Origin of the sequence: Pseudomonas sp. R-28-1W-6, from assembly GCF_009799925.1 — a bacterium.
In the GTDB taxonomy this organism is placed as follows: Bacteria; Pseudomonadota; Gammaproteobacteria; order Pseudomonadales; family Pseudomonadaceae; genus Aquipseudomonas.
Genome location: NZ_WELK01000001.1, coordinates 632,859 through 659,656, shown reverse-complemented (window position 1 = coordinate 659,656; position 26,798 = coordinate 632,859). Strand labels below are relative to the sequence as shown.

Below are 26,798 nucleotides of genomic sequence, written 5' to 3'. Positions count from 1 at the left end.
CAGCGCACCGCTGGTCACCTGTCCGGCGGCAGCCACGCGCTCGCGGGTGGCTGGTTATACTCCCTGCCAGTAGTTCCCCAGCCGGATGTTGCCCATGACCGAAGTTGCCCTCGCCCCCGACTCTGCGCCGCGTCCGCCGGCGGTGATCCTCCAGCTGCTGGACAAACTCGGCGTGGCCTGCACGGTACGCCTTGAACATGCCGGCCTGCCGGCCGCGCGCCGGGTGCAGGCGGTGCTGCTCGACGACGCGGTCGGCGCCCTGCTGGTGCTGTTCCCCCAGGACCAGCTGCTCGACCTCAACCGCCTGGCCGAACTAACCGGGCGCAAGCTGGCGGCGGTCAAGCCGGAGCGCCTGGAACGCATGCTGGCCAAGCACAGCCTCGGCGCCCTGCCGGGCCTGCCGCCGCTGACCAGCTCGCCATGCCTGTACGACGAGCGCCTGTTGCGCGCCGACAGCCTGCTGGTGGAATCCGGCGAACCCGGCGTGCTGCTGGAAATCGCCAGCGACGCCTACAAGAGCGTGCTGCTGAGCAAGGCCAGCGCCGCGCGCTTCGGCGAGCCGGTGCTGGCGATCAAGCCCAACCTCGACCGCCCGGACGACGACCGCGCGGAAATCACCCAGGCGGTGCAGGCCTTCACCGCCCGGCGCATCCAGCAGCGCCTGGAAGAGACCATCGAGATCCCGCCGCTGCCGGAGACCGCGCAGAAGATCATCAAGCTGCGCGTCGACCCGGATGCCACGGTGGACGACATCACCGGCGTGGTCGAGACCGACCCGGCGCTGGCCGCCCAGGTGGTCAGCTGGGCGGCCTCGCCCTACTACGCCGCACCGGGCAAGATCCGCTCGGTGGAAGACGCCATCGTCCGCGTGCTGGGCTTCGACCTGGTGATCAACCTGGCCCTAGGCCTGGCCCTGGGCAAGACCCTGGCCCTGCCCAAGGACCAGCCGCAGCACGCCACCCCCTACTGGCAGCAGGCGATCTACAGCGCCGCGGTGATCGAAGGCCTGACCCGCGCCATGCCGCGCGCGCAGCGCCCGGAAGCCGGCCTGACCTACCTCGCCGGGCTGCTGCACAACTTCGGCTACCTGGTCCTGGCCCATGTCTTCCCGCCGCACTTCTCGCTGATCTGCCGCCATCTGGAGGTCAACCCGCACCTGCCGCCGAGCTACATCGAGCAGCACCTGCTGGGCATCAGCCGCGAGCAGATCGGTGCCTGGCTGATGCGTTTCTGGGACATGCCCGAGGAGCTGGCCAGCGCCCTGCGCTTCCAGCACGACCCAGGCTACGACGGCCCGCACAGCGCCTACCCGAACCTGGTCTGCCTGGCCGTCAGCCTGCTGCGCAACCGCGGCATCGGCAGCGGCCCGCAGGGCGAGATCCCGGATGAGCTGTTCGAGCGCTTAGGGCTGAGCCGCGACAAGGCCGAGGACGCGCTGAACAAGGTGCTGCAGGCGGAAGTGGCGCTGCGCGAACTGGCGGCGCAGTTCCATCACCCGCACTGAGCGGCGACGCCACTCCGGGATTCGCGGGGTTGAATAACGAACAAGGGGCCTCGCGGCCCCTTTTGTCTGTCTGCGCCGGCTATTTCAACAGCGCGCGCCGCGCGGCGAACACCTTGGGCAGCTCGCGGGCGCTGGCGTCGAGCAGGGCACGCACCGCGGCCTGCTCATACAGCGCGGCGTATTCGGCCAGCTGGGCGCTGGGCGACTGGCGGTAGGCGTAGAGCATGAAGGCCTCCACGCCACTGGCGCTGGAGGCGCGCAGCGGGGCGACCTGGGCCGCCGTCTGTTCGCCCAGGGCCTGCTCCGAGAGGTTCTCGCCACGGCTGCGCAAGGTCAGCAGCGCCTGGGTCTTGCCCACCTCGTAGCGCAGCAGGGTGGCCAGCTCGGTGGTGTGCGCCGCCTTGTCCAGGCGCTGCACCAGCTGCAGGCGCTCGGCCCGCGGCGGGCGTTCGCCGAGCTGGGCACGGTAGGCGGCCAGGCCGCCATCAGCCCCCAGGGTGCGCTCGGCCTCGCTGAACTGCCTGGCCAGCGGGCTGTCGAGCAGCTGCAGCGCCTCCTCCAGTTGCGCCTGGGGCAACGTCCCGGCCAAGCGCTTGGCCAGGTCGGTGCACAGCGCCTCGGCGCTGAAGGCCTTGGCCAGCTGCTTCTGCTGGGCGGCGGGCAGGCCGCGCTGCAGCAGCGCCGGCGTCTGCTCGCAGAGCAGCTGCACGCCGGCCAGTTCGAGCGCGCGCTTGAGCGTGGGTTCGACCGGCGCAGCCTGCAGCGGGCTCGCCAGGAGCAGGAGGAAGGAGAGGGAGGTCAGCAGACGCATGGTGGCCACGACTTGCGGAAAAGGCGCCCAGCCTAGCCAATGCCCACGGCACAGGCCAGCGTCTGGGCCGGGCCTCAGGCCGCTTTCTTGACGGCGGTCTTGTTTTTCTTCGGCATGATGTACTTGAACAGGCCCTGGAACCAGATCACCAGCGCCGGGTTGCCCTGGATCTGGATGTCCTTGTTCTGGATGCCCTGCATGAAGGCCAGCTGCTTGTTCTTCGCATTCAGGGTGGCGAAGCCGTACAGCGCATCCTTGAAGCCGATGGCGAAGGCGGGCTCGCCGGCCTTGCCGGCACGGCTGGTGATGCGCTGGTCCTTGATGATGTACTGGCGCGAGACCTTGCCATCCAGGGTATGCAGCTGGAACACCATGTCCTTGCCCGCCAGCTGTTGCTGGAAATCAGGATTGGTACGGCTGGCCTTGGCCATCAGGCGGCCCAGCATCCAGAGGAGAAAGCGGAATTTCATGGCGCACAGCCTCGAAGTCGGGGAAATCGGCGGCGCATTGTAGCGGGTTGCGGGAAGGACTACATCCCGCCTGGCACGGCGCAGGAAAAACGGCGGGAAAGCGGTCCGGAGCCTGGCGACCCCGGACCCGGAGGCCCTAGAACCTGTTTAGGATCTTTTGAGCTAGAGCCAGGCAAGGCGAAATTGGGCGAGGACGCGGAGTTTACGAGGTGTAAATGAGCAGTCCGAGCCCAATTTCAACGCAGCATGGCCGACGATCAAGAAATCCGAGACGGGTTCTTAGTTGACGGCGTCCTTCAGCGATTTACCCGGCTTGAAAGCCACGGTGTTGCTGGCCTTGATCTTCACCGGCTGGCCGGTTTGCGGGTTTTTCCCGGTGCGCGCGCCACGATGGCGCTGCAGGAAGGTGCCGAAACCAACCAGGGTCACGCTGTCCTTGCGGTTCAGCGCGCCGGTGATTTCTTCGAGAACGGCGTTGAGTACACGATTGGCCTGGTCTTTGGTCAGGTCAGCCTTTTCGGCAATGGCCGCGGCGAGTTCGGGTTTACGCATAGATGCCTCTTTGACGGTTTGTTGTTTTTGTGTCCGTGCTGTCCGTCCGGAACAGCGCCTAAGGCGCCGCAACAGCTCTGCGCTGCGGCAGACCGGGGGGAGAATGGCACGCCATCCGGCACTGCGCCAGTAGTGCCCGGCGTTTTAGGCCACCAATAGCAAGGTATTTACGACAGAACGCATGCCATTTACGCCATAAGCTTGGTTTTCCCGGCGGCACCCGGCACGCCCGTACCAGCTCGCCAGACCAACGGTCGGCGGCGGGCACCTCGCGCATACGCAAACGGCGGCCCAGGGGCCGCCGTTCGGGGTGCAGCAGGCGCGCCGATCAGCCGATCTCGATCATCTCGAAGTCGCCCTTGCCCACGCCGCAGTCCGGGCACAGCCAGTCGGCCGGAACGTCTTCCCAGCGCGTACCGGGAGCGATGTCGTCATCCGGCCAGCCCTGGCTCTCGTCATAGATCAGGCCGCAGACCACACATTGCCACTTCTTCATCACATCCACCTCGTCATCGGCCGGACCAGGCGCCTCTGGCGGGCGCTGCCTGGTCAAAAAATCAGCAGGCTTTGTACTGACATGCGCGCCTGCATGCAAGTACCCGACGACGGTCTACCTGGCGGCCCGGCATGCTAAGCTCGCCGCCGTCTGTCGCCGCCAAAGCCTGTCCGCCGTGCCATCCGCCGCCCTCGCCCATCCGCCACGCTGGTTCACTTGTGCCCAGCTGCACCCTGCACCCACCGCCCTGCAGCGCGACTGGCTGTTCGATGAGGGCTCGCTGACCCGGCGCCTGGACGCCCTCAGCGCCGGCCAGTTCAGTGTACTGCCGCTGGTGCAAGGCTGGCAGGTGCTGCGCGCCGATGAATGCCACAGCCTGCAGGTCCCGGCCGGCAGCCTCGGCTGGGTGCGCGAGGTGTACCTGCGCGGCGCCGAGCAGCCCTGGGTATTCGCCCGCAGCGTGGCGGCGCGCAGTGCGCTGGAAGGCTCCGGTTTCGAACTGGGCAAGCTCGGCAGCCGCTCGCTGGGCGAACTGCTGTTCAGCGACCGTGCCTTCCAGCGCGGCGAGCTGCAGGCCTGCCGCTACCCGGCCGCCTGGCTGCCCGGCGAGGTGCGCGAGGAACGCCTGTGGGCGCGGCGCTCGAACTTCTGCCGCGACGGCCTCGGCGTGCTGGTGGCGGAAGTGTTCCTGCCGGCGTTCTGGACCCAGGCCGCGCGGTAACCCCCACCCCGATCACTCAAGCGTGACCCAGGCGGCGCAGCCGCCGATTTCCTGGGCCGCTCGGCACCGTATAATCGGCGCACCTGGCCCGGAGAGTCGCCGATGTACACCACCCTGCTGCAATCGCTGAATCGCCTGCACCCGCGGGCCTGGGACTTCATCCAGCTGATGCGCCTGGACCGGCCGATCGGCATCTACCTGCTGCTGTGGCCGACCCTGGGCGCCCTCTGGGTGGCGGCCAAGGGCGTGCCGAGCCTGGGCAACCTGCTCATCTTCAGCCTCGGCGTGATCCTCATGCGCTCGGCCGGCTGCGTGATCAACGACTTCGCCGACCGCGACTTCGACGGCCATGTCAGCCGCACCCGCAACCGCCCGCTGGCCAGCGGCAGGATCAGCTCCCGCGAGGCGCTGAGCCTGTTCGCCGTGCTGGTGGCCCTGAGCTTCGGCCTGGTGCTGCTGACCAACGCCTTCACGGTCTGGCTGTCCTTCGGCGCCCTGGCCCTGGCCGCCTGCTACCCCTTCATGAAGCGCTACACCTTCTACCCGCAGGTGGTGCTCGGCGCGGCCTATTCCTGGGGCATCCCCATGGCCTTCAGCGCCGAGAGCGGCAGCCTGCCGACCGCCGCCTGGCTGCTGTACCTGGCCAACCTGCTGTGGACCGTGGCCTACGACACCTACTACGCGATGACCGACCGCGAGGACGACCTGAAGATCGGGGTGAAATCCACCGCCATCCTGTTCGGCGAGGCCGACCGGCTGATCATCCTCTGCCTGCAGGGCCTGAGCCTGCTGTGCCTGGCCATGGCCGGCGCACGCTTCAGCTTAGGGCTGTGGTTCCTGCTCGGCCTGTTCGGCGCCGCCGCCTGCTTCGCCTGGGAGTTCTGGCAAACCCGCCAGCGCGAACCTCAGGCCTGCTTCGCCGCCTTCCTGCACAACCACTGGGCCGGCCTGGCGGTACTGATCGGCATCGCCGTCGACTATGCCTTGCGCTAGAGCGGGTGCCGCCGGCGCGGGATGCAGCCACACTGTCACATCGCTGCAATAATTCCGTTATCTAATGCGGCGCAAGACAGACGACCCGAGGCTCGGTCCATGGTTGGCAAGAACATCCTGATCGTTGATGACGAAGCACCGATCCGCGAAATGATCGCAGTGGCCCTGGAAATGGCCGGCTACGATTGCATGGAAGCGGAAAACACCCAGCAGGCCCACGCGCTGATCGTCGACCGCAAGCCGGACCTGATCCTGCTCGACTGGATGCTGCCTGGGACCAGCGGCATCGAACTGGCCCGCCGGCTCAAGCGCGACGAGCTGACCGACGACATCCCGATCATCATGCTCACCGCCAAGGGCGAAGAGGACAACAAGATCCAGGGCCTGGAAGTCGGCGCCGACGACTACATCACCAAGCCGTTCTCGCCGCGCGAACTGGTCGCCCGCCTCAAGGCCGTGCTGCGCCGCGCCGCACCGAGCGACGGCGAGGCGCCGATCGAGGTCGGCGGCCTGCTGCTCGACCCGATCAGCCACCGTGTCACCATCGACGGCAAGCCGGCCGAGATGGGGCCCACCGAATACCGCCTGCTGCAGTTCTTCATGACCCACCAGGAACGCGCCTACACCCGCGGCCAGTTGCTCGACCAGGTCTGGGGTGGCAACGTATACGTCGAGGAGCGCACCGTCGACGTGCATATCCGTCGCCTGCGCAAGGCGCTCGGCGAGGTCTACGAGAACCTGGTCCAGACGGTACGCGGTACCGGGTATCGTTTTTCCACCAAGAATTGAGCCGCCATAGCGTTCGGCTGCGGTTACTGAAAGGACGCGCTAGGTGAATCAGAACTGGCGCGGCGCCGTGGTGCGCCGCCTGTTGTTATTGCTGGCGGGCTGCGGCCTGCTGGGCCTGGTCAGTGGGCAATACGCCTGGTGCCTGGCCGTGGGCCTGGGTCTCTACCTGGCCTGGCACCTCAAGCAGCTGCTGCGCCTGCACCAGTGGCTCCGCGAGCGCCAGCCCGACGATGCGCCACCGGAAGGCTACGGCCTGTGGGGCGAGGTGTTCGACAACATCTACCACCTGCAACGCCGCGACCAGCGCGTGCGCGGGCGCCTGCAGGCGGTGATCGACCGCGTGCAGGAATCCACCGCCGCCCTGCGCGACGGGGTGATCATGCTCGACAGCGACGGCAACCTGGAGTGGTGGAACCGCGCCGCGGAAACCCTGCTCGGCCTGAAGACCCCGCAGGACAGCGGCCAGTCGATCACCAACCTGGTGCGTCACCCGCGCTTCAAGGAATACTTCGAGCAGGGCAACTATCAGGATGCCCTCGACCTGCCCTCGCCGGTCAACGACCACCTGCGCCTGCAACTGCAGATCACCCAATACGGCAACCAGGAACACCTGATGCTGGTGCGCGACGTCACCCGCCTGTATCAGCTGGAACAGATGCGCAAGGACTTCGTCGCCAACGTCTCCCACGAGCTGCGCACGCCGCTGACGGTGATCGCCGGCTACCTGGAGACCCTGCTAGACAACGTCGAGGACGTCAATCCGCGCTGGCTGCGGGCCCTGCAGCAGATGCAGCAACAAGGCGCGCGCATGCAGAACCTGCTGAACGACCTGCTGCTGTTGGCCAAGCTGGAGGCCACCGACTATCCCTCGGACAATCATCCGGTGGCCGTCGACCTGCTGCTGCTCTCCATCAAGAACGATGCCCAGGCGCTGTCCGGCGCCCGCCACCACCGCATCAGCCTGGAGGCCGACGCTCACGTCAAGCTCAAGGGCAGCGAGGCCGAACTGCGCAGCGCCTTCTCCAACCTGGTGTTCAACGCGGTGAAATACACCCCGGACGAAGGCGAGATCCGCATCCGCTGGTGGGGCGACGACAACGGCGCCTACTTCAGCGTGACCGACAGCGGCATCGGCATCGAACCCAAGCACCTGCCGCGCCTCACCGAGCGCTTCTACCGGGTCGACTCCAGCCGCGCCAGCAACACCGGCGGCACCGGCATCGGCCTGGCCATCGTCAAGCATGTGCTGCTGCGCCACCGGGCCCGCCTGGACATCAGCAGCAGCCTGGGCAAGGGCAGCACCTTCACCTGCCACTTCCCCGCGCAACAGGTGATCCGCCGTGGCTGATCCGGCCCCGGCCAGCACAACCGGAAACCAGGGCGCCGGCGTTTGCGGCTTGCATTCGCCGGCAGCAGCCGCCACCCTTTAGCGGTCATTCGCCAACCACAGACCCCATGGACCCTTCTCCTAGTTACACCGCCGCCACCTATTTCGCCGATTTCGGCCTCGTGCTGTTCGCCCTGTTCCTCGTTCTGCTCAACGGCTTCTTCGTCGCCGCCGAGTTCGCCATGGTCAAGCTGCGCTCGACCAAGGTCGAAGCCCTGGCCGAGCAGAACGGCTGGCGCGGGCACATCCTGCGCACCGTGCACAACCAGCTCGACGCCTACCTGTCGGCCTGCCAGCTGGGCATCACCCTGGCCTCCCTCGGCCTCGGCTGGGTCGGCGAGCCGGCCTTCGCCCACCTGCTCGGCCCGCTGCTGGAGTACGCCGGCATCGACTCGCCGAAGCTGGTGCATGCCATCGCCTTCTTCGTCGCCTTCTTCATCATCTCCTACCTGCACATCGTGGTCGGCGAGCTGGCGCCGAAGTCCTGGGCAATCCGCAAGCCCGAGCTGCTGTCGCTGTGGACCGCGGTACCGCTGTACCTGTTCTACTGGGCCATGTACCCGGCGATCTTCCTGCTCAACGCCAGCGCCAACGCCATCCTGCGCTTCGCCGGCCAGGGCGAGCCGGGCCCGCACCACGAGCACCACTACAGCCGCGACGAGCTCAAGCTGATCCTCCACTCCAGCCGCGCCAGCGACCCCAGCGACCAGGACATGCGCGTGCTGGCCTCGGCCGTGGAGATGGGCGAGCTGGAGGTGGTCGACTGGGCCAACTCGCGCGAGGACCTGGTGTTCCTCAACAGCGACGCCAAGCTGGAGGATGTCTTCAGCCTGTTCCGCCGCCACAAGTACAGCCGCTTCCCGGTCTACGACGAGCAAGCCGGCCACTTCATCGGCCTGCTGCACATCAAGGACCTGCTGCTGCAGCTGTCGCTGCTGGAAATGCTGCCGTCCAAGTTCAAGCTGACCGAGCTGCTCCATCCGCTGGAGCGGGTGACCAAGCACATGCCGCTGTCCAGCCTGCTGGAGCAGTTCCGCCAGGGCGGCGCGCACTTCGCCCTGGTCGAGGAGGCCGATGGCAAGGTGGTCGGCTTCCTGACCATGGAAGACGTGCTGGAAGCCCTGGTCGGCGATATCCAGGACGAGCACCACAAGGCCGAGCGCGGCATCCTCGCCTACCAGCCGGGCAAGCTGCTGGTACGTGGCGACACCCCGCTGTTCAAGATCGAGCGCCTGCTCGGCATCGACCTCGACCACATCGAGGCCGAGACCCTGGCCGGGCTGGTCTACGAAAGCCTCAACCGCGTGCCGGAAGAGGAGGAAGTGCTGGAGACCGAGGGCCTGCGCATCATCGTCAAGAAGATGAAGGGGCCGAAGATCGTGCTGGCCAAGGTGCTCAAGCTGGACTGAGCGGCGTAGGGTGCGCCGTGCGCACCTTGGCTCCGCCGAAACCTCTGGTGCGCATGGCGCACCCTACGGCATTGCCGCAATTAACCAGCGACGTAAACGGGGCAGAAGAACAGCCCTACTCGCCGCCGACGGCGAAGTTGGGCAGGCTGTCGACCGGCTGGGCGAAGTTGAAGGGGATCGACTCCAGCGCCAGGCCGACGTTGCGCTGTACTACGAAGTGCAGGTGCGGGCCGGTGCTGTTGCCGGTGTTGCCGGAGCTGGCCAGGCGCGTGCCGGTCTCCACCCGCTGCCCCTCGTGCACGCTCACCGAGCCGCGCAGCAGGTGCAGGTAGACGCCCATGGTGCCGTCGTCGTGCAGGATGCGCACGAAGTTGCCGGAGGGGTTGGTGCCCCGGCCGCTTTGGTGATTCTCGGTCTTCACCACCATGCCGCCGCGCGCGGCGACGATCGGCGTGCCTTGCGGCATGGCGATATCCAGGGCATAGCGCCCCTTGGGGGTGAAATGGCTGTAGCGGCCGTTGGCGCCCTGGGTCAGCTTGAACGGCCCGCCGCGCCAGGGCAGCGGATAGCGGTAGAGCTGCGGCTGCAGCCGCGGGTCGCCCATGGCGTAGCGCAGGCGCGGCTTGTAGCTCATCGGCTGGCTGGCATCGACGGGGGCCAGGGTGGCCAGGCGGATCTTGCTGCGCGGCGGCAGCACCCAGCGGATCGGCTGCTCCGGGGCGCCGGAGGCGTTGACCACGCGGTTCAGGCTCAGCTCGATTTCCACCGGGGCATACAGGTCGTTGCGGATCAGCAGGGTCTCGCCGGCGTCATGCTTCTTGGTTTCCAGCCTCACCAGGTTGTCCAGGCGCTCGATCATGCGGTCGCGGAACACGAACACCTGGGCGCCAGGCACGGCCTTGTCGCTATAGGTCACCACGCCGTTGGCGTCGACGTATTTGTAGATGGTCAGCGCACTGGCCTGGCCGGCGGCCAGCAGCAGAGCGCAGAAGAGCAATACAGGCCTTAGCATGACTTCACGGATCGAGTGGTTTTTGGTTATCCGGGGGTTAGTAAGACTAGCAGCGCCGCCCAGGCCGCGCGAGAGCCGGCGGGCGCGGCTGTGCGACAGTCGGCATTGCCCCCAGGGCGGAATTCGACCGCTCGTCTGCAAAGCCCGGAACAGAGCGATCCATTCGACTTAGGTATGAGTGGCGGAGGCCCGCCCAGCGCCTAGACTGCCGGCCTCGTTTTCGCTGCCCCGAGGTTCCCCCATGTATCGCGATCGTGTGCGCCTGCCCGCGCTGTTGGCCAAGGTGATGAGCGCGGCCGACGCCGCCAATCTGATCGAGGACGGCATGACCGTCGGCATGAGCGGTTTCACCCGCGCCGGCGAAGCCAAGGCGGTGCCGCGCGCCCTGGCCGAGCGGGCCAAGCGCCAGCCGCTGCAGATCAGCCTGATGACCGGCGCCAGCCTGGGCAACGACCTCGACAAGCAGCTCACCGAAGCCGGCGTGCTGGCCCGGCGCATGCCGTTCCAGGTCGACCCGACCCTGCGCAGGGCGATCAATGCCGGCGAGGTGATGTTCGTCGACCAGCACCTGTCGGATACCGTCGAGCAGATCCGCAACCACCAGCTGAAGAAGCCGGACATCGCGGTGATCGAGGCGGTGGCCATCACCGAACAGGGCCATATCGTGCCGACCACCTCGGTGGGCAACTCGGCCAGCTTCGCCATCTTCGCCGAGCGCGTGATCGTCGAGATCAACCTGGCGCACAACCCGAACCTGGAAGGCCTGCACGACATCTACATCCCCACCTACCGGCCGACCCGAACGCCGATCCCGCTGACCCGCGTGGACGACCGCATCGGCAGCAGCGCCATCCCCATCGACCCGGCGAAGATCGTCGCCATCGTCATCACCGAGCAGGCCGACTCCTATTCCACGGTGACCGCGCCGGACGCCGACACCCAGGCCATCGCTGACCACCTGATCGCCTTCTTCGAGAAGGAAGTGGCCGCCGGGCGCATGCCGAGCAACCTCGGCCCGCTGCAGGCCGGCATCGGCAGCATCGCCAACGCGGTGATGTGCGGCCTGATCGATTCGCCGTTCGACAACCTGACCATGTACTCCGAAGTGCTGCAGGACTCGACCTTCGACCTGATCGACGCCGGCAAGATGAACTTCGCCTCGGGCTGCTCGATCACCCTGTCCGAGCGCTGCAACGCGCGGGTGTTCGGCAACCTGGAAAAGTACAAGGACAAGCTGGTGCTGCGTCCGCAGGAAATCTCCAACCACCCGGAGGTGGTGCGCCGCCTGGGCATCATCGGCATCAACACGGCACTGGAGTTCGACCTGTACGGCAACGTCAACTCGACCCACGTCGGCGGCACCAAGATGATGAACGGCATCGGCGGCAGCGGCGACTTCGCCCGCAATGCGCACCTGGCGATCTTCGTCAGCAAGTCGATCGCCAAGGGCGGGGCGATTTCCAGCGTGGTGCCGATGGTCAGCCACGTCGACCACAGCGAGCATGACGTCGACATCCTGGTCACCGAGGTCGGCCTGGCCGACCTGCGCGGCCTGGCGCCACGCGAGCGGGCGCGGGTGATCATCGACAACTGCGTGCACCCGGACTTCCGCGGGCCGCTGAACGACTACTTCGAGCGCGCCTGCGCCAAGGGCGGGCACACCCCGCACCTGCTGCGCGAGGCGCTGCAGTGGCACATCAACCTGGAAGAGTGCGGACGCATGCTGGCCGGCTGAGTCGGCTCCCCCGCCCCCAAAGCCGTTTTCACCTCACCGGTGGAAGCGGCTTTTTGCATGCAGGAACAGCGCTGTAGGTGAGGTTGAGCGCAGCGAAGCCCAACGCGCACTGGCAGGGCTGCGCCCATGTTGGGCTTCGGCGCTGCGCGCCTCAACCCAAGCTACGCGCCGGGGACGAAATGCTTCTGCGCGCTGCCGCGGGCGATCAGGCGCGACAGGTAGTCGAGCTTCTGCGGGTCGCGGTCGACGAACTTGAAGGTGATCTGCAGCCACTCGCTGGCCGGCGTAGGCTCCAGCGCCGCCACCGCGTGCAGGTAGCCGTTCAGGCGGGCGGTCTCGGCGGCCTCGCCCTGCTCCAGGTCGAGCACCGCGCTTTCCAGCACCTGCGGCAGCGGTTCGCCGCGTTTGACCACCAGCAGCGCCTCCTTGATGCTCAGGGCCTTGATCACGCAGGCCATGTTGCCGCCGGGCAGGCGCAGCTGGCCCTGGCCACGGCCGCTCGGTGCGGCGCTGGCAGCCGCCTTGGCGGCGGGCGCGGCGGCCTTGGCGAAGCCGGGGGCGGGAGTCGCGGCCTTGGCCGCCGGCTTGATCACATCGGCATTGCCGCCGGTCAGCGCGGCCAGGGAATCATTGGCGAAGGCGCCGCTGCTGAGCATCTTCGGCGGCGCGCTGGACATCAGCGCCTGCAGCTTGCCGGCGCGGTGCAGGGCCTTCTTCACCTTGGTCACCAGCTGCTCGTTGGAAAACGGCTTGCCGATGAAGTCGGAGACCCCGGCCTGGATGGCCTGGACCACGTTGTCCTTGTCGCCGCGGCTGGTGACCATGATGAAGGGCACGACCTTCAGGTTGTCCTGCTCGCGGCACCAGCTGAGCAGCTCCAGGCCAGACAGCTCGGGCATCTCCCAGTCGCAGAGGATCAGGTCGACCGCCTGCCGGCTCAACATCTGCTGGGCCTTGCGCCCGTTGATCGCTTCCTCGATCTGGATGCCGGGGAAATGGTCGCGCAACCCCTTCTTCACCAGATCGCGGATAAAGGTTGCGTCGTCCACCACCAGCACACTGACTTTGCTCATCGGCCACTCCTGCGACAATCCTCACAGCATAGCCGCGGATGATGGCTCAAGGCCAACCATGGCAACGCCGGAAACTGTCGCGCGCACGGCCGAGCCCGCCGCTGCGCGCGCTGGCCAGACTCACTCGGCCTTGCCGGTGCCCTGCACTTCTTCCTGCATGCGCGCCAGGCCCATGTGCCGCACATCGGTGCCGCGCACCAGGTAGATCACCAGTTCGGCGATGTTGCGCGCGTGGTCGCCGATGCGCTCCAGCGAACGCAGGACCCAGATCACGTTGAGCACGCGGGTGATCGAACGCGGGTCTTCCATCATGTAGGTGACCAGCTCGCGCAGGGCGGTCTTGTACTCGCGGTCGATGGTCTTGTCGTACTGCGCCACCGACAGGGCCAGGTCGGCGTCGAAGCGGGCGAAGGCGTCCAGTGCCTCCTGCACCATCTTGCGCACCTGGTCGCCGATATGGCGAACTTCGACATAGCCGCGCGGCGCCTCGCCTTCCTCGCACAGCAGGATGGCGCGCTTGGCGATCTTCGACGACTCGTCGCCGATGCGCTCCAGGTCGATCACCGACTTGGAGATGCTGATGATCAGGCGCAGGTCGGAGGCGGCCGGCTGGCGGCGGGCGAGGATGCGCAGGCATTCCTCGTCGATGTTGCGCTCCATCTGGTTGATCTGGTCGTCGATCTCGCGCACCTGCTGGGCCAGACCCGAGTCGGCGTCGATCAGCGCGGTGACCGCATCGTTGACCTGTTTCTCGACCAGGCCGCCCATGGCCAGCAGGTGGCTGCGCACCTCCTCCAGCTCGGCGTTGAACTGCTGGGAGATGTGCTGGGTGAGGTTGTCTTTGTTGATCATGCTCGGACCCTTGCGAAGCTGAGTAAAGTTCTTATCGGAACGTGCCGGCCTTTGGAAAATCGTGCTGAGCGAGGCGGCGGCGCGCAGGCAGTACAATTAGTACGGCAAGCGCCGCCAACCAAGCGCAGCGCGATTTGCCATAGCCGGCGACCTAGCCGTAGCGACCGGTGATGTAGTCTTCGGTCTGCTTCTTCGCCGGGTTGGTGAACAGGGTGTCGGTGTCGCCGAACTCGATCAACTTGCCCATGTACATGAACGCCGTGTAGTCGGAAACCCGCGCGGCCTGCTGCATGTTGTGGGTGACGATGACGATGGTGTACTTGCTCTTCAGCTCGTAGATCAGTTCTTCGACCTTGAGGGTGGAGATCGGGTCCAGCGCCGAGCAGGGTTCGTCGAGCAGCAGCACTTCCGGCTGTACCGCCACGGTGCGGGCGATCACCAGGCGCTGCTGCTGGCCGCCGGACAGGCCGAGGGCCGAGTCGTGCAGGCGGTCCTTCACTTCGTCCCACAGCGCCGCGCTCTTCAGCGCCCATTCCACGGTCTCGTCGAGCACGCGCTTCTGGTTCACGCCCTGGATGCGCAGGCCGTACACCACGTTCTCGTAGATGCTCTTGGGGAACGGGTTGGGCTTCTGGAACACCATGCCGACGCGGCGGCGCAGCTCGGCGACGTCGACGCCCTTCTTGTAGATGTCCTGGCCGTCGAGGAGGATCTGGCCGTCCACGCGGCAGCCGTCGACCAGGTCGTTCATCCGATTGAAGGTGCGCAGCAGGGTCGACTTGCCGCAGCCGGACGGGCCGATGAAGGCGGTCACCCGCTGTTTCGGGATGTTCAGGCTGACGTCGAACAGCGCCTGCTTGTCGCCGTAGAACAGGTTGAGGCCGGGCACTTCCAGGGCCACGCTTTCCTGTGTCAGGTCGAGGCCCTGCTTCTCGCGACCGAGGGCCGCCATGTTGATGCCGTGGGTGTGTACTTCGTGCTGCATGGGATGCTCCCTACGCTAACAATTCGTGGTTGCCGCCGCAGCCTGGCTGCGGCGGCGCAATGCATTAATGATCCAGCGCCTTGTACTTCTCGCGCAGGTGGTTGCGGATGAACACCGCGCTCAGGTTGAGCAGGGCGATCACCAGCACCAGCAGCAGCGCGGTGGCGTACACCAGCGGGCGGGCAGCCTCGACGTTGGGGCTCTGGAAGCCGACGTCGTAGATGTGGAAGCCCAGGTGCATGATCTTCTGATCCAGGTGCAGGTACGGGTAGTTGCCGTCCAGCGGCAGCGCCGGGGCCAGCTTGACCACGCCGACCAGCATCAGCGGCGCCACTTCGCCGGCGGCGCGGGCCACGGCGAGGATCATGCCGGTCATCATGGCCGGGCTGGCCATGGGCAGCACCACTTTCCACAGGGTCTCGGCCTTGGTCGCGCCGAGGGCCAGGGAGCCTTCGCGCAGGGCCCGCGGGATGCGCGCCAGGCCTTCCTCGGTGGCGACGATCACCACCGGCACGGCGAGGATCGCCAGGGTCAGCGAGGCCCACAGCAGGCCCGGGGTGCCGAAGGTCGGCGCCGGCGCCGCCTCGGCGAAGAACAGCCGGTCGATCGAGCCGCCCAGCACGTAGACGAAGAAGCCCAGGCCGAACACGCCGTAGACGATTGCCGGGACACCCGCCAGGTTGTTCACCGCGATGCGGATGATGCGGGTCATCAGGCCCTGCTTGGCGTACTCGCGCAGGTAGATGGCCGCCAGCACGCCGAACGGGGTGACGATCACCGCCATGATCAGGGTCATCATCACGGTGCCGAAGATGGCCGGGAAGATGCCGCCCTCGGTGTTGGCCTCGCGCGGCTCGTCGCTGACGAACTCCCACAGCTTGGCGAAGTAGAAGCCGAGCTTGTCGAAGGTGCCCATGGCGTTCGGCTGGAAGGCGCGTACCACCTTGCCCAGGCTGATTTCCTCGACCCGGCCATCGACCGTCTTGACCGTCACGCTGTCACGGTTGAAGGCGCTGTGCAGCTCGGTCAGCTGGGCTTCGAGGACCTTGTACTGGGCGTCCCACTCGGCGCGCTGAGCGTCCAGGTCGGCCTGGGCGGCGGCGTCCAGCTGGCCCTTCAGCTCCAGGCCGCGGGTCTGCAGGCGCAGGCGCTCGAGGCCGGCGTTGATGCGGCCGATGTCCTTCTTCTCCAGCTTGGCGATCTGCGCGTGCAGCGCGTCGATACGGGCGATGCGCTGTTGCAGCTCGTCCCAGGCGGCGTCACCCTCGGCGACCAGCTGACCGCTCTGTTTGACGTTGACCAGGTAGCCGTAGAAGTTGCCCCACTCGCGGCGCTCCATCACCAGCAGGTTTTCCGGGGTGCGCGATTCGCTCATCCACTCGGCGACCACCCAGCTGAAGTCGGCGCCGAACAGCTCGCGGTTGCCGACCTTGAACAGCTCGCGGGTCATGAACTCGCCGCCCTTCACGTCCACCGGCAGGCCGGCCGCGGCCAGGCGCGCACGCGGCACTTCCTCGGCCTGCACCAGTTCACCGGCGATGATGCGTGATTCCTCGCCCGGCACCTGGTAGCGCGACTCGATCACGTCGGCCGGCCAGAAGTGGCCGAGGCCGCGGGTGGCGATCACCGCCAGCAGGCCGATGGTCATGATCACCGCGATGGACACGCCACCGGCGGTCATCCACACCCAGGGCGCGCCGCTCTTGAACCAGGACTTGAGGTTTTGCTCTTTGCTTTTCACGGACATCTACCTTCCCAGTTCTCAGAGCGATGCGTATTTCTTGCGCAGGCGGGTACGGATCACTTCCGCCAGGGTGTTCATCACGAAGGTGAAGGTCAGCAGCACCAGCGCGGAGAGGAACAGCACGCGGTAGTGGGTACTGCCGACTTCCGACTCCGGCATCTCCACCGCCACGTTGGCGGCCAGGGTGCGCAGGCCTTCGAAGATGTTCATGTCCATGATCGGCGTGTTGCCGGTGGCCATCAGCACGATCATGGTCTCGCCCACCGCACGGCCCATGCCGATCATCAGTGCCGAGAAGATGCCCGGGCTGGCGGTGAGGATCACCACCCGGGTCAGGGTCTGCCAGGGCGTGGCGCCGAGCGCCAGGGAACCGAAGGTCAGGCTCTTGGGTACGCTGAACACGGCGTCTTCGGCGATCGAGTAGATGTTCGGGATCACCGCGAAGCCCATGGCCAGGCCGACCACCAGAGCGTTGCGCTGGTCGAAGGCGATGCCCAGGTCATTGCTGATCCACAGGCGCATGTCACCGCCGAAGAACCAGTTCTCCAGGTGGCCGCTCATGCCCAGGGAGCCGGCGCCGATCAGCAGGATCACCGGGATTAGCAGCGCTGCCTCCCAGCCGTCCGGGATGACCAGACGGATCTTCTCCGGCAGGCGACTCCAGGCGTAGGCGGCCAGCAGGATGCCGAGCGGCATCAGCAGCAGCAGGCTGAAGATGCCCGGCAGGTGGCCTTCCACATAGGGCGCGAGGAACAGGCCGGCGAAGAAGCCGAGGATCACCGTCGGCAGCGCTTCCATCAGCTCGATCACCGGTTTGACCTTGCGGCGCATGGCCGGCGCCATGAAGTAGGCGGTGTAGATCGCCGCGCAGATCGCCAGCGGGGCGGCCAGCAGCATGGCGTAGAAGGCCGCCTTGAGGGTGCCGAAGGTCAGCGGGGCGAGGCTCATCTTCGGTTCGAAGTCGGAGTTGGCCGCGGTCGACTGCCAGACGTACTTGGGTTCGTCGTAGCTCTCGTACCAGACCTTGCTCCACAGCGCGCTCCAGGAAATCTCCGGGTGCGGGTTGTCGACCACGAAGCGCTGCACCTGGCCCTGGGCCTCGATCAGCACGCGGTTGGCACGCGGCGACAGGGCGGCGATGGCGGCGCCGTCGGCGACCTGCTCGGTGAGCAGGGTGCGGTGCGCGGTGCTGTGGAAGATGCCCAGGGTGCCGCCGGCATCCAGGGCGAGGAAGCCCTTGCGGCGCTCTTCCGGGAGGATCTGGGTGATCGCCTGGCCGTTCAGCTGGAAGTCGCGGATACGCGTCAGGGTCGACTTGTCGTCATGGTCGCGGACCATGAACCACTGGGCGATGGTGCCCTGGCTGTCGCCGACCATCAGCGAGATGCCACCGAGCAGCTGGGTCACCGTGCTCACCTCGGCCGGGCCCTCGAGCAGCTTGTAGCGGCCGTTGAGGCTGTTGTTGCGCAGGTCGAAGACATCCGCGGTGGCCTTGCCGTTGATCACGTACAGCCACATCTGCCGCGGGTCGATGATCAGCGCCTTGATCGGCTCGGCGATCTGCGGCAGGGCGATGCGCTGCTCCTCCAGGCTCGACTCGCCGGTGAACATGTTCTCGCTGCGGGTGATCGACAGCAGGTGCAGCTCGGCACCAGTGGAGGCGCTGAGCAGCAGGGTGTCGTCGTTCTGGCTGACGGCCACGTGCTCCAGGGCACGGCCCTGGGCATCCAGCACCAGCGGCGCCGCGCCGAAGGGGTAGTTGACCTTGGCGGTGATGGTCTTGACGTTGTCCGGGTAGCTGACCCGGTAGTCATGCTGGAACACCAGCACCTGGCCATTGGACAGGCCGAGCACCACGCGGCGGCTGCCGGGCTGGTCCTGGCTGACCGAGCTGATGCCGACGCCGGCCGGCAGCGGCAGCTGGTAGTCGTTCAGCAGGGCACTGTCCTTGAGGCTGAAGAACTGCACCTGGCCGGCGCGACTGAGGCGCATGGCGACCTTGTTCTGCTCTTCCACGGCCAGCAGCAGGGCCTCGCCCTGGCTGGCCAGCCAGGCCGGTTGCTGGGCCTTGTGCGACTCCAGCTCGGCGCCGGCGAACATGGGCAGCACCACATGGGCCAGATAGAAGAAGATCAGGGTGATGCAGGCCAGCACGGCCAGGCCACCGATGGTCACGTACCAGCGCGCCATCCGGTCCTTGAGTGCGCGCATGCGACGCTTGCGCAGCAGAACCGGGGTGTTGAAGTCCAGCCGTTGGCTGTTGTCCGAGGATGCGGTCATGGAGTCGTTGGCCAAGTCGTTCATGCGAGAGTCTCTGGGCGGTTGCGCACGCGCGCCCCTGATTTGAGCAGGCGCTTAAATCTAGCCACCTTGTGTGACAGAAAGATTACAGCGTGATGACATGACGACGCCCGCGACTCTAAAGAGTAGCGGGCGTGTCGGCTGGTGCACCGGGCTTGTGGCCCGGGCACTGGCGGGGCCGGTTACAGACCCAGGTCCTTCTTGGCTTTCTCGACCACCTTGGCCGGCAGCGGGATGTAGCCGTCCTTGAGCACCACTTCCTGACCCTGCTTGGACAGCACCAGCTTGACGAACTCGGCTTCCAGCGGGCTCAGCGGCTTGTTCGGCGCCTTGTTGACGTAGACGAACAGGAAGCGCGACAGCGGGTACTTGCCGGCCAGGGCGTTGGCTTCGTTGGCTTCGAAGGCTTCGCCGCCCTTCTTCGACAGCGGCAGGGCACGCACGCTGGCGGTCTTGTAGCCGACGCCCGAGTAACCGATGGCGTTCACGGTGCTGGAGATCGACTGCACCACGGAAGCCGAACCCGGCTGCTCGTTGACGTTGCCACGGAAGTCGCCTTTGCACAGGGCGGTTTCCTTGAAGTAGCCGTAGGTACCGGATACCGAGTTGCGGCCGAACAGCTGGATCGGCTTGTCGGCCCACTCGCCGCTCAGGCCCAGGTCGCCCCAGTTCTTGACGTTGCCACCACCGCACAGGCGGTTGGCGGAGAAGATGCCGTCGACCTGGGTCATGTCCAGCGACTTGATCGGGTTGTCCTTGTGCACGAACACGGCCAGGGCATCCACGGCAACCGGGATGGCGGTCGGCTTGTAGCCGAACTTCTCTTCGAAGGCCTGCAGTTCGTTGTCCTTCATCTCACGGCTCATCGGGCCGAGGTTGGAGGTGCCTTCGGTCAGCGCGGGCGGCGCGGTGGAGGAGCCGGCAGCCTGGATCTGGATGTTCACGTTCGGGTAGAGCTTCTTGTATTCCTCGGCCCACAGGGTCATCAGGTTGGCCAGGGTGTCGGAACCGACGCTGGACAGGTTGCCCGATACACCGGAAGTCTTTTCGTAGGTCGGCAGAGCCGGGTCGATAGCGGCCACCGCGGTAGCGGCGCTTACGCCAGCGGCGACGAAAGTCAGGGCCGCCATCAAACGCTTCAGTTTCATGCCTTGCTCCAAGCAGGATAGGGTTGGATTGAACGGGGCCAAGTATCTGCAGGCCGCATGACCACTCTATGAACGGATTGTGACAATTAGATTAAAGCGCAGAAAAAACTGGAACGGCCCGCTCGCAGGCCTTGTGATCCGTCGGTTGGGTTGAGGGGCGTAGCGCCGAAGCCCAACAGCTTGCCGACAAGCCCGCCTAGGCGCTGAACCGGGCTCCGCCGTTGGGCTTCGCTGCGTTCAACCCAACCTACGCCAGCACCTCAGCCGCCTCGCGGCGCTGCCACAGCCAGCCGCCGATCAGCATGAACAGCAGGCACAGGGCGCCGACATAGTAGGCCGGGCCCAGCGGGCTCCACTTCAATAGCAGGCTGACCAGGATCGGCGTCAGCCCGCCGCAGATGGCGTAGGCCAGGTTGTAGGAGAACGACAACCCGGAGAAGCGCACCACGGCCGGGAAGGCGCGGACCATAACCAGCGGAATCGCGCCGATGCTGCCCACGCTCAGGCCGGCCAGGGCGTACAGCGGCAGCAGCAGCTGCGGCTGGCTGGCCAGGCTGCTGTAGAAGACCCAGGAGCTGAGCAGCAACAACAGGCCGCCGCTCACGAACACCCGGCTGGCGCCGAAGCGGTCTGCCGCCCAGCCGGCCAGCACGCAGCCCAGGCTCAGGCAGACGATGGCCAGGCTGTTGGCCTGCAGCGCATCGGCCGGCTTGAAGCCGTACAGGGTCTGCAGCAGGCTCGGGGTCATCAGGATCACCACGACTATGCCGGCCGACAGCACCCAGGTCAGCAGCATGCACAGCAGCACCGCCGGCTTGTGCTCGCGCACCACCGCCTTCAGCGGCAGCTCGGCGGCCAGCGCCTGGCGCAGCTGCATCTCGGCGAACACCGGGGTCTCGTGCAGCCAGCGCCGCAGGTACACGGAAATCAGGCCGAACACCCCGCCGACCAGGAACGGGATGCGCCAGGCGTAGGCCGCCAGCTCCTCGGGGCTGAACACCCGGTTGATCAGGCTGGCGGTCAGCGAGCCGAGCAGGATGCCCACCGTCAGCCCGGCGGTCAGGGTGCTGCAGGCGAAACCGACATGCCGCGCCGGCACGTGCTCGGCGACGAACACCCAGGCCCCCGGCACCTCGCCGCCGATCGCCGCGCCCTGCACCACGCGCAGCGCCAGCAGCGCCAGCGGGGCCCAGATGCCGATCTGCGCGTAGGTCGGCAGCAGGCCCATGAGCAGGGTCGGCACGGCCATCAGGAAGATGCTCAGGGTGAACATGCGCTTGCGCCCGAGCAGGTCGCCGAAGTGGGCCAGGATGATCCCGCCCAGCGGCCGCGCCAGGTAGCCGGCGGCGAAGATGCCGAAGGTCTGCAGCTGGCGCAGCCACTCGGGCATGTCGGCGGGGAAGAACAGCTTGCCGACCACCGCGGCGAAGAACACGAAAATGATGAAGTCGTAGAATTCCAGGGCGCCGCCCAGGGCGGACAGCGACAGCGTCTTGTAATCGCCACGGGTCAACGGGCGCGCCGCGGGCGCAGCGCTGGAGGGCACGGAAGGCATGGTCGGCAGCTTCTTCTAAGAGGTCGAGGGACGGCTGCCAGCGGCAGCCGGGGCACGATAGCAAATTGCAGCGCTCTTAGAACCTGCCGCCGCCGCAGAGCCGCGCCGGTGCTGCAGAACCGCAAAACAGCCGTCCGCACCACACAATCGGGCGACAAATGCAGAACCGGGCGGTCGTCGTCTGACGCGCCGCCCGATATACTGCGCACCTGGCCCGCTGGGCCACGGGCGCTTGCGCAAAGGCCTGGCCGCCGGCCAAGCCTTTGCAGAACCTCCCACACCACTCCAAACATAAGAATACCGGCACGGGGCCCACCATGATCGAGCTCGAACAGGAAGATCCGATACCGCAAGGCGATCTGGCCCTGCAGCTGACCGCGCTGCCGCGCGAAACCAACGGCTTCGGCGATATTTTCGGCGGCTGGCTGGTGTCGCAGATGGACCTGGCCGGCACCGCCATGGCCAGCAAGGTCGCCGGCGGCCGGGTGGCCACCGTGGCCATCGACCGCATGGCCTTCCTGGTCCCGGTGGCCGTCGGTGCGCAGCTGTCCTTCTATACCCAGGCCCTGGAAATCGGCCGCAGCTCGATCCAGATGCTGGTCGAGGTGTGGAGCGACGATCCGCTGTCCAGCGAATGGCGCAAGGTCACCGAGGCGGTGTTCGTGTTCGTCGCCATCGACGGCAGCGGCCGCACCCGCCCGGTACCGCCGCGCCGCGGCTGATCGGCTTTGTAGGGTGCGCCGTGCGCACCGGCAAGCCCGTGCCGGGTCATCTGGTGCGCACGGCGCACCCTACACCTGCCTCCCGAACCGGCGCCGCACAGCGCAACGAAATGTCCCGTGCCCGCCCCGTGGCGCAGTGGCCCGCAGCCTTGCCTAGACTCAGCGACTGGCGCAGCATGCGCCACCTGCAACCAGCAAGGCCTGAGCATGAGTCAATCCAGCATCAGCAGCGGCGCCCACAGCCACGGCAGCAGCGGCCACCTCGGCCTGACCGTCGCCGCGCTCGGCGTGGTCTATGGCGATATCGGCACCAGCCCGCTGTACACCCTCAAGGAAGTGTTCGCCGGCCACTACGGGGTCAGCGTCGATCCGGCCGGGGTCTACGGCATCCTCTCACTGATCTTCTGGTCGCTGATGTGGGTGGTGACGCTGAAATACGTGCTGGTGATCCTGCGCGCCGACAACGAGGGCGAAGGCGGCGTGATGGCCCTGACCGCCCTCGCCCGCCGCGCCACCCAGGCCTACCCGCGACTGTCGCGGCTGCTGGTGCTGGCCGGCCTGGCCGGCACCGCGCTGTTCTACGGCGACAGCATGATCACCCCGGCGATCTCGGTACTGTCCGCCGTGGAAGGCCTGGATGTCGCCCTGCCGGGCATCGGCCACTGGGTGGTGCCGATCACCGTGATCCTGCTGATCGGCCTGTTCCTGATCCAGAAACACGGCACCGCGCGCATCGGCGTGCTGTTCGGCCCGGTCATGGGTCTGTGGTTCGCCACCCTCGGCGTACTCGGCATCTACGGCATCGTCCGTCACCCCGAGGTGCTGCACGCGCTCAACCCCTGGTGGGCGCTGAACTTCTTCCTCAGCCACCCGGGCATCGGCATCACCATCCTCGCCGCCGTGGTCCTGGCGCTGACCGGCGCCGAGGCGCTGTATGCCGACATGGGCCACTTCGGCCGCAAGCCGATCACCCGCGCCTGGTTCGCCCTGGTGCTGCCCGGCCTGGTGCTCAACTACTTCGGCCAGGGCGCCCTGCTGCTGGACAACCCGCAGGCCGCGCGCAACCCCTTCTACCTGCTGGCCCCCGCCTGGGCGCTGATCCCGCTGATCGGCCTGGCCACCCTGGCCACCATCATCGCCTCGCAGGCGGTGATCTCCGGCGCCTTCTCCCTGACCCGCCAGGCCATCCAGCTCGGCTTCGTGCCGCGCATGCACATCCAGCACACCTCCAGCGATGCCGAGGGGCAGATCTACATCGGCGTGGTCAACTGGGCGCTGATGGTCGGGGTGATCCTCCTGGTGATCGGCTTCGAGAGCTCGGGCGCCCTGGCCTCCGCCTACGGCGTGGCGGTGACCGCGACCATGCTGGTCGACACCCTGCTAATCGCCGCCGTCGCCCTGCTGCTGTGGAAGAGCCCGCGCTGGCTGGCGATTCCCCTGCTGCTGTGCTTCTTCGTGGTCGACGTGCTGTTCTTCGCCGCCAACATCCCCAAGATCGCCGAGGGCGGCGCCTTCCCGGTGATCGCCGGGATCGCCCTGTTCCTGCTGATGACCACCTGGAAGCGCGGCCGCGAACTGCTGGTCGAGCGCCTCGACGAAACCGCCCTGCCGCTGCCGATGTTCATCTCCAGCATCGCCCTGCAGCCGCCACACCGGGTGCGCGGCACGGCGATCTTCCTCAGCGCCCGCCCGAATGCGGTGCCGCATGCCCTGCTGCACAACCTGCTGCACAACCAGGTGCTGCACCAGCAGGTCGTGATGCTCACGGTGGTCATCGCCGACCACCCGCACGTGCCGCTGACCAGGCGTTTCGAGGTCGACCGCTTCGACGAGGGCTTCTTCCGGGTGATCCTGCATTTCGGCTATATGGACGACCCCAACGTGCCGGCGGCGCTGGAGAAGAACCCCTATGACTACCTCGACTTCACGCCGCTGAGCACTACCTACTTCCTCAGCCGCGAAACCATCATCCCGAGCAAGCGCATCGGCATGGCGGCCTGGCGCGAATCGCTGTTCGCCTTCCTGCTGAGGAATGCCAACAGCAACCTGCGCTACTTCCAGCTGCCGACCAACCGGGTGATCGAATTGGGCACCCAGATCGAGATCTGAAGGCCTGTCCGCGATCTGCGGTGCGGCTGCCAAACGGCGTTGGAACGGGCCTCCCCCGTAGGGTGCGCCCACAGCACGGGCTTGCCGGTGCGCACGGCGCACCCTACGGACCAGACGTTCCCTGCGGGGCGCGCCCGGGGCTCTAGGGCGGCCCTCGCCCACCAGCCACCGGCGGCGACACGCGCCGCTCCCCGGCACTGGCCTTTCGCCGAAGTCTGCGGTACACCTCTATTTTTAGCGTGTGGATACCGAGATGAACGCCCTCCCCTCTGTCGAACGCGTCGAGCTGGATGAACTGACCTGCTGGCGCGTGCATGTCGGCGACGCCGAACTGCTGGTGGCCCAGCAGGGCGCGCAGATCCTGCATTTCCAGCACGGCGCGCAGGCGCCGCTGATCTGGCTCAGCGAGCAGGCCGCCTACCACCGCGGCCAGTCGGTGCGCGGCGGCGTACCGGTGTGCTGGCCCTGGTTCGGCGACCTGCGGCGCAATCCGCCGGCGGTACAGGCGCAGTACGCCGGCGGCACGATCAGCCCGGCCCATGGCGCGGTGCGCGGCCTGGACTGGCAACTGCAGGGCATCGAACAGGCCGACGGCGCAGTCAGCCTGAACTTCGTCTTCGACAGCCGCCAGCATCCCCTGCCCGACTGGCCGCATGCGGCCGAACTGCACCTGAGCATCCGCCTCGACCAGCAGCTGCACCTGAAGCTGGGCAGCCGCAACCTGGGTGACCAGCCGCTGGCGCTGAGCCAGGCCCTGCACAGCTATTTCGCCGTCAGCGACATCCGCCAGGTCAGCGTGCAGGGCCTGGACGGCTGCCGCTATATCGAGACCCTGGATAACTGGCAGCAGCACCGGCAACACGGCCCCCTCGGCTTTACCGGGGAAACCGACCGCATCTACCTGGACACCCCGACGCGCCTGAGCATCGTCGATCCCGGCTGGCAACGGCGCATCCACCTGGATGCCTGGGGCTCGCGCTCGGCCATCGTCTGGAACCCCTGGATCGACAAGGCCCGGCGCCTGTCGCAATTCGCCGAGGACGCCTGGCAGCGCATGCTGTGCATCGAAACGGCGAATGTCGGCGACGACATCGTCACCCTGGCCCCCGGCGAGTCCCACAGTCTGCGCCTGACGCTCAGCAGCGAGGCGCTCTGAGGGCAAGCCCGCCTCAGGCCCTGGTGCGCACGGCGCCCCCTACGCAGGGTGCGCCGCGCACCGGCAAGACGCCCGCCTATTCACCGCGCAGCGCCTCCACCGGGTGCAGACGCGCCGCCGCCCGCGCCGGGGCGATGCCGGCGAGCACGCCGATCAGCCCGGCCAGCAGCAACGCCAGCAGCAGGAACGCCGGGCGCAGGGCCAGCGGCAGGCCCGGTGCTGCCAGGTGCAGCACGCCGAGCAGCAGCGCCAGCAACAGCAGGCCGAGCAGGCCGCCGGCCAGCGACAGCAGGGTGGCCTCGGCGAGAAACAGCCCCAGCACCTGCCGCGGGCTGGCGCCGATGGCGCGCAGCAGGCCGATCTCCGCGGTGCGCTCGCTGACCGTGGTGGTCATGATGGTGAGGATGCCCACCGCCCCCACCAGCAGGGAAACCCCGCCGAGGGCGCCGACCGCCAGGGTCAGCACCGAGAGGATGCGCCCCAGGCTGGCGAGCATGTCGTCCTGGGTGGTGATGTTGAAGTCCTCCATGCCGTGCCGCTCGACCAGCAGCGCACGGATGCGCTCGGCCAGCGGCGCCGAGCCGGTGCCGGCATTGAACACCACGTCGATCTCCATCAGCCCCTCGCGGTTGAACAGGCTCTGCGCCCAGTCCACCGGGATGTAGGCGATGTCGTCGAGGTCGAAGCCGAGCAGCTGGCCCTTCTTCGCCATCACCCCGATCACCCGGAAGCGCGTGCCGCCGATGCGCACCAGTTCGCCCAGCGGGTTGGCCGCGCCGAACAGCTCGCGGTGCAGGGTATGGCCGAGCACCGCGTAGGGCGGCGAACGGCCGTCGCGCGCCGGCGGCAGGAACTGGCCGAGGGCCAGCTGGAAGCGCCAGGCCTCGGCCAGCTGGTGGCCGCCGCCGATGATGTCGCTGCGCCGCGAGCGCTGCTGGTACTGGATGTCGCCGCTGCCCTGGATGATCGGCACCACCGCCTCGACATGCGCCAGCTGGCCCAGGGCCGCGGCGTCGCCCAGGTTGAGCGGGCGCACGCTGCTGAGGATGCCGCCCAGGCCGCCGGTCTGGGTCTTGCCCGGGTGGATGGCGATGATCCGCGTGCCGAACTGCGAGAAGTTGTCCAGCACGTAGCCGCGCAGGCCCTCGCCGATGGCGGTGAGCAGCGCCACCGCGGCGATGCCGATGGCCACCCCGAGCAGGGTCAGCAGGCTGCGCAGCGGCCGGCTGGTCAGCGCCGAGGCGGTCAGGGCGAAGCCATCGCGCAGGCGCATC

The 26,798-nt window shown here is 67.2% G+C and carries 23 protein-coding genes; 10 read left to right on the top strand and 13 right to left on the bottom strand.

Annotation, left to right across the window (positions count from 1 at the left end; translation table 11 throughout):
- The first annotated feature begins 94 nt into the window (after positions 1-94).
- Entirely contained in the window at positions 95-1,504 is a 1,410-nt protein-coding gene (locus tag F3I62_RS02950; protein WP_160488183.1) for an aminoacyl-tRNA deacylase and HDOD domain-containing protein, read from the top strand.
- A 79-nt stretch (positions 1,505-1,583) separates the two neighbouring features.
- On the opposite strand, the gene F3I62_RS02945 is transcribed toward F3I62_RS02950, so the two are convergent.
- From F3I62_RS02945 to F3I62_RS02930, 4 genes are all read right to left on the bottom strand, one after another.
- On the bottom strand, positions 1,584-2,315 hold the full coding sequence (locus F3I62_RS02945) for a hypothetical protein (RefSeq protein WP_160488182.1): 732 nt from the start codon (positions 2,313-2,315) through the stop codon (positions 1,584-1,586).
- A gap of 74 nt (positions 2,316-2,389) precedes the next feature.
- Entirely contained in the window at positions 2,390-2,785 is a 396-nt protein-coding gene (locus F3I62_RS02940) for a helicase (RefSeq protein WP_160488181.1), read from the bottom strand.
- 279 nt (positions 2,786-3,064) lie between these two features.
- The gene (locus F3I62_RS02935; RefSeq protein WP_160077751.1) at positions 3,065-3,337 is read right to left on the bottom strand and encodes an HU family DNA-binding protein; all 273 of its coding nucleotides are present in this window, start codon (positions 3,335-3,337) and stop codon (positions 3,065-3,067) included.
- Positions 3,338-3,665: 328 nt separating this feature from the next.
- Positions 3,666-3,833, bottom strand: a complete 168-nt coding sequence (locus tag F3I62_RS02930; RefSeq protein WP_160488180.1) for a rubredoxin — start codon at positions 3,831-3,833, stop codon at positions 3,666-3,668.
- A gap of 175 nt (positions 3,834-4,008) precedes the next feature.
- On the opposite strand from F3I62_RS02930, the gene F3I62_RS02925 reads away from it, so the two are divergent.
- The 5 genes from F3I62_RS02925 (at position 4,009) to F3I62_RS02905 (ending at position 9,132) form a co-directional block, all read left to right on the top strand.
- Positions 4,009-4,554, top strand: a complete 546-nt coding sequence (locus F3I62_RS02925; RefSeq protein WP_160488179.1) for a chorismate lyase — start codon at positions 4,009-4,011, stop codon at positions 4,552-4,554.
- Between the two features lie 102 nt (positions 4,555-4,656).
- Entirely contained in the window at positions 4,657-5,547 is an 891-nt protein-coding gene (gene ubiA, locus F3I62_RS02920; RefSeq protein ID WP_160488178.1) for a 4-hydroxybenzoate octaprenyltransferase, read from the top strand.
- Positions 5,548-5,646: 99 nt separating this feature from the next.
- On the top strand, positions 5,647-6,336 hold the full coding sequence (phoB, locus tag F3I62_RS02915) for a phosphate regulon transcriptional regulator PhoB (RefSeq protein WP_160077743.1): 690 nt from the start codon (positions 5,647-5,649) through the stop codon (positions 6,334-6,336).
- Between the two features lie 43 nt (positions 6,337-6,379).
- Entirely contained in the window at positions 6,380-7,684 is a 1,305-nt protein-coding gene (gene phoR / locus F3I62_RS02910) for a phosphate regulon sensor histidine kinase PhoR (RefSeq protein ID WP_160488177.1), read from the top strand.
- A 107-nt stretch (positions 7,685-7,791) separates the two neighbouring features.
- The gene (locus tag F3I62_RS02905) at positions 7,792-9,132 is read left to right on the top strand and encodes a hemolysin family protein (protein WP_160488176.1); all 1,341 of its coding nucleotides are present in this window, start codon (positions 7,792-7,794) and stop codon (positions 9,130-9,132) included.
- Between the two features lie 115 nt (positions 9,133-9,247).
- On the opposite strand, the gene F3I62_RS02900 is transcribed toward F3I62_RS02905, so the two are convergent.
- Positions 9,248-10,144 (bottom strand): peptidoglycan DD-metalloendopeptidase family protein, encoded by an 897-nt coding sequence (locus F3I62_RS02900; protein ID WP_160488175.1) that lies wholly within the window; start codon positions 10,142-10,144, stop codon positions 9,248-9,250.
- Between the two features lie 241 nt (positions 10,145-10,385).
- Between F3I62_RS02900 and F3I62_RS02895 the strand changes: the two genes are divergently transcribed.
- Positions 10,386-11,879 (top strand): acetyl-CoA hydrolase/transferase family protein, encoded by a 1,494-nt coding sequence (locus F3I62_RS02895; RefSeq protein ID WP_160488174.1) that lies wholly within the window; start codon positions 10,386-10,388, stop codon positions 11,877-11,879.
- Positions 11,880-12,040: 161 nt separating this feature from the next.
- Here F3I62_RS02895 and F3I62_RS02890 read toward each other — a convergent pair whose 3' ends face one another.
- From F3I62_RS02890 to F3I62_RS02860, 7 genes are all read right to left on the bottom strand, one after another.
- Positions 12,041-12,952 carry a response regulator gene (locus F3I62_RS02890; protein WP_160488173.1) on the bottom strand — a complete coding sequence of 304 codons (912 nt, stop codon included), beginning with the start codon at positions 12,950-12,952 and terminating at the stop codon, positions 12,041-12,043.
- Between the two features lie 120 nt (positions 12,953-13,072).
- A complete protein-coding gene (gene phoU, locus F3I62_RS02885; protein ID WP_160488172.1) occupies positions 13,073-13,804 on the bottom strand; it encodes a phosphate signaling complex protein PhoU in 732 nt (243 codons plus the stop codon).
- A gap of 151 nt (positions 13,805-13,955) precedes the next feature.
- Positions 13,956-14,789: a phosphate ABC transporter ATP-binding protein PstB gene (pstB, locus tag F3I62_RS02880; RefSeq protein WP_160488171.1), complete on the bottom strand. Its 834-nt coding sequence runs from the start codon at positions 14,787-14,789 to the stop codon at positions 13,956-13,958.
- Positions 14,790-14,853: 64 nt separating this feature from the next.
- Entirely contained in the window at positions 14,854-16,470 is a 1,617-nt protein-coding gene (gene pstA, locus F3I62_RS02875; protein WP_372240077.1) for a phosphate ABC transporter permease PstA, read from the bottom strand.
- A gap of 81 nt (positions 16,471-16,551) precedes the next feature.
- The gene (locus F3I62_RS02870; protein WP_160488169.1) at positions 16,552-18,837 is read right to left on the bottom strand and encodes an ABC transporter permease subunit; all 2,286 of its coding nucleotides are present in this window, start codon (positions 18,835-18,837) and stop codon (positions 16,552-16,554) included.
- 179 nt (positions 18,838-19,016) lie between these two features.
- A complete protein-coding gene (locus F3I62_RS02865) occupies positions 19,017-19,982 on the bottom strand; it encodes a phosphate ABC transporter substrate-binding protein PstS (protein ID WP_160488168.1) in 966 nt (321 codons plus the stop codon).
- A 247-nt stretch (positions 19,983-20,229) separates the two neighbouring features.
- The gene (locus tag F3I62_RS02860; protein ID WP_160488167.1) at positions 20,230-21,537 is read right to left on the bottom strand and encodes an MFS transporter; all 1,308 of its coding nucleotides are present in this window, start codon (positions 21,535-21,537) and stop codon (positions 20,230-20,232) included.
- Positions 21,538-21,854: 317 nt separating this feature from the next.
- Here F3I62_RS02860 and F3I62_RS02855 point away from each other — a divergent pair, with 317 nt between their 5' ends.
- The 3 genes from F3I62_RS02855 (at position 21,855) to F3I62_RS02845 (ending at position 25,524) form a co-directional block, all read left to right on the top strand.
- Positions 21,855-22,259: an acyl-CoA thioesterase gene (locus F3I62_RS02855; protein WP_160077719.1), complete on the top strand. Its 405-nt coding sequence runs from the start codon at positions 21,855-21,857 to the stop codon at positions 22,257-22,259.
- A gap of 207 nt (positions 22,260-22,466) precedes the next feature.
- Positions 22,467-24,368 (top strand): potassium transporter Kup, encoded by a 1,902-nt coding sequence (locus F3I62_RS02850; RefSeq protein ID WP_160488166.1) that lies wholly within the window; start codon positions 22,467-22,469, stop codon positions 24,366-24,368.
- A 253-nt stretch (positions 24,369-24,621) separates the two neighbouring features.
- Positions 24,622-25,524, top strand: coding sequence for a D-hexose-6-phosphate mutarotase (locus F3I62_RS02845; protein WP_160488165.1), 903 nt, complete (start codon positions 24,622-24,624; stop codon positions 25,522-25,524).
- 76 nt (positions 25,525-25,600) lie between these two features.
- Here F3I62_RS02845 and F3I62_RS02840 read toward each other — a convergent pair whose 3' ends face one another.
- Entirely contained in the window at positions 25,601-26,797 is a 1,197-nt protein-coding gene (locus F3I62_RS02840) for an ABC transporter permease (RefSeq protein ID WP_160488428.1), read from the bottom strand.
- Position 26,798: the final 1 nt, after the last annotated feature.